Origin of the sequence: Chryseobacterium sp. SG20098 (genome assembly GCF_031844745.1) — a bacterium.
Taxonomy (GTDB): Bacteria; Bacteroidota; Bacteroidia; order Flavobacteriales; family Weeksellaceae; genus Chryseobacterium; species Chryseobacterium cucumeris.
The window spans coordinates 4,064,752-4,075,886 of sequence record NZ_CP134622.1 but is presented as its reverse complement, the minus strand read 5'-3'; the positions used below and the strand labels follow the sequence as shown (position 1 = coordinate 4,075,886).

At 40.1% G+C, this 11,135-nt stretch carries 5 protein-coding genes, 2 tRNA genes and 3 rRNA genes; all 10 read right to left on the bottom strand.

The window, feature by feature from the left end:
• Positions 1–981: 981 nt before the first annotated feature.
• Positions 982–1,089: ribosomal RNA gene (rrf, locus tag RHP76_RS18660) — 5S ribosomal RNA — on the bottom strand.
• Positions 1,090–1,249: 160 nt separating this feature from the next.
• Positions 1,250–4,004 (bottom strand): 23S ribosomal RNA (locus RHP76_RS18655).
• A gap of 153 nt (positions 4,005–4,157) precedes the next feature.
• A tRNA-Ala gene (locus RHP76_RS18650) sits at positions 4,158–4,231 on the bottom strand.
• 86 nt (positions 4,232–4,317) lie between these two features.
• Positions 4,318–4,391 (bottom strand) — tRNA-Ile (locus RHP76_RS18645).
• A 220-nt stretch (positions 4,392–4,611) separates the two neighbouring features.
• Positions 4,612–6,128, bottom strand: a 16S ribosomal RNA gene (locus tag RHP76_RS18640).
• Together the 16S, 23S and 5S rRNA genes with 2 tRNA genes alongside form the textbook arrangement of a ribosomal RNA operon.
• Before the next feature lie 1,175 nt (positions 6,129–7,303).
• The gene (locus RHP76_RS18635; RefSeq protein ID WP_311228780.1) at positions 7,304–7,903 is read right to left on the bottom strand and encodes a porin family protein; all 600 of its coding nucleotides are present in this window, start codon (positions 7,901–7,903) and stop codon (positions 7,304–7,306) included.
• A 244-nt stretch (positions 7,904–8,147) separates the two neighbouring features.
• Entirely contained in the window at positions 8,148–8,801 is a 654-nt protein-coding gene (locus RHP76_RS18630; protein WP_311228779.1) for a hypothetical protein, read from the bottom strand.
• Positions 8,802–8,846: 45 nt separating this feature from the next.
• A complete protein-coding gene (locus RHP76_RS18625; protein WP_311228778.1) occupies positions 8,847–9,434 on the bottom strand; it encodes a hypothetical protein in 588 nt (195 codons plus the stop codon).
• 75 nt (positions 9,435–9,509) lie between these two features.
• Entirely contained in the window at positions 9,510–10,202 is a 693-nt protein-coding gene (locus RHP76_RS18620; protein WP_311228777.1) for a hypothetical protein, read from the bottom strand.
• Complete coding sequence (locus tag RHP76_RS18615) at positions 10,202–11,059, bottom strand: hypothetical protein (RefSeq protein ID WP_311228776.1); 858 nt, start codon at positions 11,057–11,059, stop codon at positions 10,202–10,204. The genes RHP76_RS18620 and RHP76_RS18615 overlap by 1 nt, the downstream gene beginning before the upstream one ends.
• Positions 11,060–11,135 lie beyond the last annotated feature (76 nt).

Below are 11,135 nucleotides of genomic sequence, written 5' to 3'. Positions count from 1 at the left end.
AATACAGAAAGATTCAGCAAAGAATAAGGAAATCGATGAAGTTGTATCAACTGTTCTTAAGCTAGAAAATCCATTCAGTGAAGCTGGAGTTTTTTTTGATAATGCTAAGAAGAATAGCTCTCCCTACCCCTTCAAAAGATAATCTGAATTATCAAAATCAGAAGAATGCACTTGACCAGATGAAGCAAGATCCTGAATTTGGGACCAGTGAAAGTGATATACAAGGTCGTATTTGGCGGGATAAGAAATAAATTCCCCCTTCACTAGAGGTTCTTGTCGTAATTAAGGGTCTAAGTCGCCATATCTCACAATCTTCATACTTTTAGGCTCTTGGATCCTTATACGACGATAATGTCTTAGTTCAGTGATGAATGGACTAAAATGTGATTAGTGAATGAACAATGATAATGGATAAGTAATCAGTGTCAAGAAATTAGGGTTACGAGTTATTGAAATTAACTTAACAGTTGCAAGTGTAAGGATGCACGTTTATTCCAATTATTTCATTCCTCAGGAATCCAGACTTATTTATTAGAGGTTTAAAGGATGCAAGATGACAGGATAATGTCTACGTTTTTTTAGCAGTTAGTATTAGCATAGTCATGCTGAGCAGAGTCGAAGCATTTTAATAAAGAAAACCTTATTTAGATTTCTTTGGAGTGACAGCCTGGGAAGAATAAATAGTATTGAAGGTAAAGCCCCATCGTTGGATAAAGAATAAAAAACAGAGGGCTGGAAGCAGGAAGCCTGAAGCTGGAGGAAGAAGAATAGCGGATAGATGAGATGGACTACTTACTACGAACATCTATTATCTTTATCTATTATCCACTGCTCATTACCTATTACTCATTACTTCTGTTTCTGTTTGGATTTTGTGTTAGTTAGTTTGGGGAGTATGTTGAGTGGGTTTGGTGTTGGTGTAGGTATATAACAAAAAAACCTTTATCGTAAAGATAAAGGTTTTTTAAAAAATAAAATAAAAACTGGCGGCGGCCTACTCTCCCGCGTTAGCAGTACCATTGGCGCTGGTGGGCTTAACTTCTGTGTTCGGAATGGGAACAGGTGAGCCCCACCGCTAAAACCACCCTAAAGAAGGTATATAAGATATCAGAGGATAGATTTCAGATTTCAGACTTCAAGGTCTGGTATCTGATGTCTTATATCTGACATCTGTTTTAAGCGATAAAAACTTTCACAAAGACAAAACCTTCACTGCGCATAAAGCACCTGGTTTATATTAGTAACCATAGACTATAAATCTACGGGTAATTAGTACTACTTGGCTATGACATTACTGTCTTTACACCTATAGCCTATCAACGTCGTCATCTACAACGACCCTTAAAAGATGTCTCATCTTGAGGCGAGTTTCGCACTTATATGCTTTCAGTGCTTATCTCTTCCAAACGTAGCTACTCAGCGGTGCACCTGGCGGTACAACTGATACACCAGAGGTTTGTTCAATTCGGTCCTCTCGTACTAGAATCAAGCCCTCTCAAACATCTAACGCCCGCAATAGATAGAGACCGAACTGTCTCACGACGTTCTGAACCCAGCTCGCGTGCCACTTTAATGGGCGAACAGCCCAACCCTTGGGACCTTCTCCAGCCCCAGGATGTGACGAGCCGACATCGAGGTGCCGAACCTCCCCGTCGATGTGAGCTCTTGGGGGAGACTAGCCTGTTATCCCCGGAGTACCTTTTATCCTATGAGCGATGGCCCTTCCATACGGAACCACCGGATCACTATGTCCTGCTTTCGCACCTGATCGACTTGTAGGTCTCACAGTCAAGCACCCTTATGCCATTACACTCTACGCACGGTTACCAAGCGTGCTGAGGGTACCTTTGAAAGCCTCCGTTACTCTTTTGGAGGCGACCACCCCAGTCAAACTACCCACCACGCAATGTCCTTCTGAAAGAAGTTAGGCTCCAAGTAAGTAAAGGGTGGTATTTCAACGTCGGCTCCACAAACACTAGCGTGCCTGCTTCAAAGCCTCCCACCTATCCTACACATTACTTACTCAAAGTCAATACGAAGTTATAGTAAAGGTTCACAGGGTCTTTTCGTCCCATTGCGGGTAATCGGCATCTTCACCGATACTACAATTTCACCGAGCTCGTGGCTGAGACAGTGCCCAGATCGTTACACCATTCGTGCAGGTCGGAACTTACCCGACAAGGAATTTCGCTACCTTAGGACCGTTATAGTTACGGCCGCCGTTTACTGGGGCTTCAGTTAATGCCTTCGCTTACGCTAAGCACCTTCCTTAACCTTCCAGCACCGGGCAGGTGTCAGACCCTATACAGCATCTTTCGATTTAGCAGAGTCCTGTGTTTTTGATAAACAGTCGCCTGGGCCTCTTCACTGCGGCCAACATTGCTGTTGGCGTCTCTTCTTCCGAAGTTACGAGACTATTTTGCCTAGTTCCTTAGCCACGACTCACTCGAGCACCTTAGGATTCTCTCCTCGACCACCTGTGTCGGTTTTGGTACGGGTTGCTTCACTTCGGCTTTTCTTGGATCAGATTACACTACAGCAGCTTCGCCCGAAGGCTAGGCCTTGACTATTCCGTCAGTCTCCAGCAGCTACATCCAACCGTCCCCTTTTATTGTGAGCAAGTATGGGAATATTAACCCATTGTCCATCCACTACCCCTTTCGGGTTCGCGTTAGGTCCCGACTAACCCTCAGCTGATTAGCATGGCTGAGGAAGCCTTGGTCTTTCGGTGAGCAGGTTTCTCGCCTGCTTTATCGTTACTTATGCCTACATTTTCTTTTCTATCCGCTCCACAATACCTCACAGTACTGCTTCGGCGCAAATAGAATGCTCTCCTACCAGATATATCTAAAATATAAATCCATAGCTTCGGTAATATGTTTATGCCCGATTATTATCCATGCCGGACCGCTCGACTAGTGAGCTGTTACGCACTCTTTAAATGAATGGCTGCTTCCAAGCCAACATCCTAGCTGTCAATGCAGTCCAACCGCGTTGCTTCAACTTAACATATATTTGGGGACCTTAGCTGTTGGTCTGGGTTCTTTCCCTCTCGGACATGGACCTTAGCACCCATGCCCTCACTGCCGTAGAACATTTATTAGCATTCGGAGTTTGTCAGGAATTGGTAGGCGATGAAACCCCCGCATCCAATCAGTAGCTCTACCTCTAATAAACTTATATACGACGCTGCACCTAAATGCATTTCGGAGAGTACGAGCTATCTCCCAGTTTGATTGGCCTTTCACCCCTACCCACAGGTCATCCGAAGACTTTTCAACGTCAACCGGTTCGGTCCTCCACTCTGTGTTACCAGAGCTTCAACCTGCCCATGGGTAGATCACAAGGTTTCGCGTCTAATCCTACTAACTATGCGCCCTATTCAGACTCGCTTTCGCTCCGGCTCCGGTACTTAATACCTTAACCTCGCTAGTAAAATTAACTCGTAGGCTCATTATGCAAAAGGCACGCCGTCACAGCATTACGCTGCTCCGACCGCTTGTAGGCGTACGGTTTCAGGTTCTATTTCACCCTTCTATTCGAAGTGCTTTTCACCTTTCCTTCACAGTACTTGTTCACTATCGGTCTTTCAGGAGTATTTAGCCTTGGAGGATGGTCCCCCCATATTCAGACAGGATTTCACGTGTCCCGCCCTACTCATTTATCATCTCTATATGCCTTTCGAGTACAGGATTATCACCTTCTATGATTGTTCTTTCCAGAACATTCCTCTAAACATAAAAAGACTTTTGGGCTAATCCGCTTTCGCTCGCCACTACTTACGGAATCTCTTCGATTTCTTTTCCTCCGGGTACTTAGATGTTTCAGTTCTCCGGGTTTGCTCCTCTTGCGAGGTGACATGTCTTCAACATGCCGGGTTGCCCCATTCGGATATCTGCGGATCAATTCGTGTGTGCCAATCCCCGCAGCTTTTCGCAGCTTACCACGTCCTTCGTCGCCTCTGAAAGCCTAGGCATCCGCCATACGCCCTTAACGATTTCTTTCCTATTGGTTACTCAAGCGCTTTATGCGCTCGGTTTTCTCTTTGTGATGTCTTTACCGTTAATGTCAATGATCTTAATTTCTTTCTTTCAAACTGATGAACAAATGTTGTTTTTGGCTCCATTCGTAACTTTTAAATCAGTCCTCCAAAACTGTGGAGAATAAGGGAGTCGAACCCTTGACCTCCTGCGTGCAAGGCAGGCGCTCTAGCCAGCTGAGCTAATTCCCCTCTAGTAGACTTTAGATATCAGATTCCAGATCTCAAACCTAAATGTCTGATGTCTAATAGCTGATCTCTTCCTGTCTTTCAATTAGTAGTCTCGGGCAGGCTCGAACTGCCGACCTCTACATTATCAGTGTAGCGCTCTAACCAGCTGAGCTACGAGACTGTCTTTTAGACGTAAAAGATGATAGACTGATAGATAATAGACTAATTTCTTCGTCTTTCTCTCTCTGCTTTTATCTTCTTTGCCTCTCTCAATCCCTTTACTAATTTCTAGTGGGTTTTGTATTTTTATATATCAACCAAACAAAAAACTAAAGCTATGCTTTAAGTAAGTATTTTGTATCTTACGATACTGATTTTGTTTAACGTCCTAAGACGCTCTAAAATGAGATGTTCCAGCCGCACCTTCCGGTACGGCTACCTTGTTACGACTTAGCCCTAGTTACCTGTTTTACCCTAGGCAGCTCCTGTTACGGTCACCGACTTCAGGTACCCCAGACTTCCATGGCTTGACGGGCGGTGTGTACAAGGCCCGGGAACGTATTCACCGCGCCATGGCTGATGCGCGATTACTAGCGATTCCAGCTTCATAGAGTCGAGTTGCAGACTCCAATCCGAACTGAGACCGGCTTTCGAGATTTGCATCACTTCGCAGTGTAGCTGCCCTCTGTACCGGCCATTGTATTACGTGTGTGGCCCAAGGCGTAAGGGCCGTGATGATTTGACGTCATCCCCACCTTCCTCTCTACTTGCGTAGGCAGTCTCACTAGAGTCCCCAACTTAATGATGGCAACTAGTGACAGGGGTTGCGCTCGTTGCAGGACTTAACCTAACACCTCACGGCACGAGCTGACGACAACCATGCAGCACCTTGAAAAATGTCCGAAGAAAAGTCTATTTCTAAACCTGTCATTTCCCATTTAAGCCTTGGTAAGGTTCCTCGCGTATCATCGAATTAAACCACATAATCCACCGCTTGTGCGGGCCCCCGTCAATTCCTTTGAGTTTCAAACTTGCGTTCGTACTCCCCAGGTGGCTAACTTATCACTTTCGCTTAGTCTCTGAAACTTACATTCCAAAAACGAGTTAGCATCGTTTACGGCGTGGACTACCAGGGTATCTAATCCTGTTCGCTCCCCACGCTTTCGTCCATCAGCGTCAGTTGTTGCTTAGTAACCTGCCTTCGCAATTGGTGTTCTAAGTAATATCTATGCATTTCACCGCTACACTACTTATTCCAGCTACTTCAACAACACTCAAGACCTGCAGTATCAATGGCAGTTTCACAGTTAAGCTGTGAGATTTCACCACTGACTTACAGATCCGCCTACGGACCCTTTAAACCCAATAAATCCGGATAACGCTTGCACCCTCCGTATTACCGCGGCTGCTGGCACGGAGTTAGCCGGTGCTTATTCGTATAGTACCTTCAGCTACCCTCACGAGGGTAGGTTTATCCCTATACAAAAGAAGTTTACAACCCATAGGGCCGTCGTCCTTCACGCGGGATGGCTGGATCAGGCTCTCACCCATTGTCCAATATTCCTCACTGCTGCCTCCCGTAGGAGTCTGGTCCGTGTCTCAGTACCAGTGTGGGGGATCACCCTCTCAGGCCCCCTAAAGATCGTAGACTTGGTGAGCCGTTACCTCACCAACTATCTAATCTTGCGCGTGCCCATCTCTATCCACCGGAGTTTTCAATACCGAATGATGCCATCCAGTATATTATGGGGTATTAATCTTCCTTTCGAAAGGCTATCCCCCAGATAAAGGCAGGTTGCACACGTGTTCCGCACCCGTACGCCGCTCTCAAGATCCCGAAAGATCTCTACCGCTCGGCTTGCATGTGTTAGGCCTCCCGCTAGCGTTCATCCTGAGCCAGGATCAAACTCTCCATTGTATGTTTGTCTGACTCACTCAAAGTTTTTAACGCTTTAGTTTTTCCTTACTTGGTTGTTATATTGTATGTCAATGATCTTTATATCTTTCGCTTTTCAACGAAGCAATCTCTCTGTCAGTGTCGCTCCGTATTTGCGAGTGCAAAAGTAAAACTTTATTTTTTAATGACCAAATGTTTTTGAAGAAAATTTTAAAGTTTTTTAAGTAACCTTAATTCTTCTCAAAACCTCAATCTCTATACTCCTGCGCTCCCTCTAATTGGGACTGCAAAGATACAAACTCTTTTTAAACTGGCAACTTTTTTTTCAAAAAGTTTTAAAGTTTTTTTCGTCCGTTTCTTTTTTAAAGTAATATCGTTTCTGCCTATCTAAAGGCTCTTCTGCGCTACTGAATGTCTTTCGTTTTTCAGTGGGGCAAAGATAGTAACTTCATACAACGCAAAACAAGTTTATTTAACATAAATTTCATATTCGGATAGGTTTTTATCCTAATCAGCTAGAAGGCAGAGAGAAAAATTTTAAACATTTGTTTGGAAGATCGGGGTGAGAGCGTGGGAGTGTGGGAGAGTTTGAGCGTTTGAGCGTTTGAGGGGGAGAGAGGAGGATTCGGGGTGCGGGATGCGGGGTTTGGGGTGGCTATGATCAAATAAAGTATATATTATATAATAGAGAGACTAGACTAGAGAGCTGACTTTCTTCAACGAGACTAAAGAGTATATTTATATATAATATAGAACAATAAGATTTAACTCCTGTACCCGTAATTAATTATAATGCTTCGACTCAGCTCAGCATGACATGGCTAATACTAACTGCTAAAAGACCTCAGATATTATCCTGCCAACTTACAAGCGCTCTTGTAAAGAATTTGGATTCCTGCGGTACTAAATGCAACAAAACCAAATAATTGATTATCAGTTAATTGTATTTATTTAAAAACAAAATGTGTCAATATTTGTGTCAACTACAAAGAAAACTGTATATTAATTTTATACGATTGAAAATAAGTTTTGAAATATCAGTTGTTTTACCATCCAAAAATTAGAATATCATAAACAAAGGGAATAATAATGGTTCAATATAAAATCCCTCTTGATAATCAGGAGGGATTTTTCTAAAAGACCAGTATCAAACAAACCCGATATAGGTGTATTTGCGTCAATTGATTTTTCAGTTCTTAAAAATAATAATTCAGACCTAATTGGAAATTGGTGTTTTTTGAGGAATCTCCAAATTCATTTTTGACAATTTTTGTTAATCCGGCGATATAGCGAACATTTACCCCTAAGTTTCCGGTAAATTTATACCCTAGCCCAATTCCTGCTCCGAGATTAAAGGTTTTTAGCATGTCTTTGGTACTGGCCTTGAAGGTGCTGCCATTAATATCCCCTTTGGCCTGAGCACTTACAAGGAATCCAAACTCAGGGCCTGCTTCCACATAAAATGTAGGTGTGGCATTGTATTGAACCATTACAGGAACATTAATATAGCTAAGGTTTTGCTTCATATTCTTTACGGTATAAGTTGCCATTTCGTAATCACCTTTTATTTTTGCACCCTGCTGGCTATATACCACTTCCGGCTGAATATTAAAGGCATCAGTAATAGGAATATTTACAAATGCTCCTGCATAAAATCCGACTTTTGATTTTGTATCGCTTGCTGTTATACTTGAAAGGTTTCCCCCGGCTTTAACGCCAAATTTTGGCTCGTCTGTAGATTGGGAAAATGCCATAGTTCCTAAAGCTATGCAAATGCATAATAATTGTTTTTTCATATATGTTTTTAAAAAATTGTTTATTATTAAAGTATACTAGAGTTCAACCCATTTCTGTTTTATCTAATGCCTTTATTTCTAAAATTTATCTGCTGGCTTTATTATAAGTTTATTGTTTTTTGAGAATAAACAATATTCAAAACCACACAGCCTGTGCAAATATAAAAGAAATTACTCTTTCAATCTGTTGTATCTAATGAAAATAAAACAAAAGCAGGAATGCTCCGGCTTTTGTATCATATTATTAAGGCTTTGTATTATTATCCATCATTTCCTTTGTAGAAATGATTCCAAATGCCCATTTTATTGAAAAATAGTTTTTTGCCGAGGGTTTTAGAAATGAATAATATGAACTTCCAATTCCCATACGATCTACATACTCAGGAACATAGAAAGGATTGAAGGTCAATATCTTTTGAAAAGTCCAATTAAAATTGAACTTTCTCTTGGTAGCCTCCATCAAATAAAAATTCAATAGAAAAACATTTTCTTTATTCCAAACGGTCTTCCTGATTCGTTCATCAATAAAATCCATTTCTTTCTCATCAGGAGTATAGGTGACATTAAATTTAAAATTTTTGTTGAAACGTTCTAAAAACTCTACTGATTTTTGATCTATGTTTTCAGGAGTTACTTTTTCAACCTCTTCCTGAGAAGCCGTTTCAAGTATACCATTTAAATCAACTGGTTCCTGCGAATTCAAAATACGCATAGCTTCCTCTTTATTGTAAACATAGAGAGCATAAGTTCCGACCATAGTTCTTATGAAATAAATTTCTTTTGTTTTATGCTTGGTACATGTTCTCGAAGTTTCTTCATTATACGCAAAAAAAGCAAATTCACTAGGATCATGCTCGTCACTATTGCATTTGATTATTTTAAATTTTTGCTGTGCCATATTATATAGTCAATTTAATTCAAAATAGGCAGAGAATCTTTTTAGCTAGGCTTTGCGCAAATCACCCAAAAGTTGATTCATTCTATCTTCTCTTTCTTTTCTCTCCTTCGTTTCCTCTTTTTCATCACCCCAAAAATCAAGGTATACAGTTTCTCTACTGAATGCTGCCTCTGCCCATAACTTCACTTCAGGATCAATCATACCTTCCAAAAACAATTGAGAAAATGCCAATGAAATAATCATATTATCAATCATGTTTAAATCAATATATTCATTACGCATGGTGCGAACGATTCTAGTTAACCTTTCTGAATCTTTACCATCCATGGAAATATCAAAACCCAGGTATCCCAAATCTGAAAGTTGAGAGTCAATAAATTTTTTTATATCTTTTTTTGGATGCTCCTTTTTCCAGTCACAATACAAATAGTATGTATCACTACCTATATCATTTCCAAAAGGCGACCATGCATCTAAAGGATCATAATAAAACTCACTAGTCATTATTTTCTTTGCAGCTTCAGTTCCGTTTTTCCATTCAATTTCTAAATACTTTGGAGAAGCTTGGCCTTTATAGATTCCAAAAATTATAAAACAGAAAACAAAAGATAAAATCTTTACAGTTTTTTCCATAAGTGTATATTTCTTATTTATTAAGTAAATTAAAAAAACAAAGTAGGAAGAATCCTACTTTGTCTCATAGTGTAATTAGTTAATTATTTCTTTCAAATTGAAAATTTCAGGTGCTGTAAAAAGAGTGTTAAAAACACTACTATAGCTAAATGCCAAAATATCACCATCCAGTTTGAAATTTTTGAAGTTAGCATCTGTCATTATCTTCCAAGTCTCAAAATCCTTTAGTTTAATCCACTTTTGGTCAGAATTCCTAACTAAAGCTAATTGTGCCCGTTCTGTTGAAAGATCCATTACAATAGTATAAACATCTTTGTTATATTTCAATTTCTTCTTAATTGGAGAAGTGGTAACTTTCCATTCTTTATTTTTTAGCTCATCTAAAGACTTTATTACTTCAGATTTATCAACTAAAAAGTAATCATCGGAAAGATTGCTGAAAAGGACTTTCCATTTTTCAATTAAAAAATCTTTTCTTTCATCCTCCGAAAGATGATTCCAACTTATCGTTTTGGTAGAAATTGAGATATTGATAATGCCATCATAAGGTTTTTTCTCATAGAAAAGTTCTTTAAAATATTCTATTTTGTCGTTTTCTAAATCAGGGAATAAGTCAAGCATTATCTTTTGTACCTTTTTTTCTCTATTGATTTTATCCTGAATAGCGGGAATGAGCAATATTTCAAGTAAGGTTCTATAGTTATTCAATCCTATATATTTGTCATCATCTTTAGTTGACGAATAAATTGTAAACCAAATATTTTTCATTATTTTAAATTAAGGTATTTATATAAAAATCTTGTTACAGCATCTTCTTTAGGATACTTTTGCGCATATGGCATTCTATTATGAGCTTGCCAATATTGCCATACATAATATTTCTCATAAAGAAAAGCTTCATTTTCAGATACACCCTGATGTAAATACATCCAAGAATGAGGACCTCTATCTGCTCTTATTCTATTTAATCCTGAAATTTGTCTTTCCGGTCTACTATCAGGATCAATCGCTCTGGTAATTCCAAATTTAGCAATATCTTCTTTACCCATAATAGTGTAAACATAAGCCTTTGGAGGTCCTGAACTGTCACCTCTCACTGATAATAATAGCCCTAAAGCAAATGTCCTTGCAAGTATAGTGGTTCCGGTACTTGCTATCGAAGACCAGGTAAGTCCTCCACCAGCACCAATTACACCAGCTCCAGCTACTTCTGCTCCAATAGCTCCCATCAATATCCTTGCAGTAACGGCTGATATTATACCTGCTGAAGCTAATTGACCTATTTCAGCTTTATCAAATGGCGGCTTTATACCTCCGTTAGCACCATACTGACCAAAATCAGCCATCTGGAAATAATGTTCTGTCTCACCAGCCTCATTATAATCCGGAGAAATAATATACTTATATGATGCACTAATACCATCTGTAGAAGTAACTTTATTGGTAAATAAGTTCCCAGTATATGATAACCCACCAACAGCGCCTCCCAGGAAATTACCTCCTGTAAACGCTGAGTTCAGTCCTCCTGAGATAATACCCGGTAAAGCAAACTTAATAGCTCCGGGGTTGCTTGTGATCGTTCCCAGTGTTCCTGAGATTGCCATACCACCAATAACACCTCCCAATAATGCACTCCATGCTTTTTCCCAGTCTCATTTGCTAGGATTCTATTTCCAGTTACCCTACAACCTGCTATTAAGA

Bases quoted from the DNA above. Each gene is read 5' to 3' on its own strand.
- RHP76_RS18635 (WP_311228780.1), bottom strand. From the start codon at position 7,903: ATGAAAAAACAATTATTATGCATTTGCATAGCTTTAGGAACTATGGCA.
- RHP76_RS18625 (WP_311228778.1), bottom strand. From the start codon at position 9,434: ATGGAAAAAACTGTAAAGATTTTATCTTTTGTTTTCTGTTTTATAATT.
- RHP76_RS18620 (WP_311228777.1), bottom strand. From the start codon at position 10,202: ATGAAAAATATTTGGTTTACAATTTATTCGTCAACTAAAGATGATGAC.
- RHP76_RS18630 (WP_311228779.1), bottom strand. From the start codon at position 8,801: ATGGCACAGCAAAAATTTAAAATAATCAAATGCAATAGTGACGAGCAT.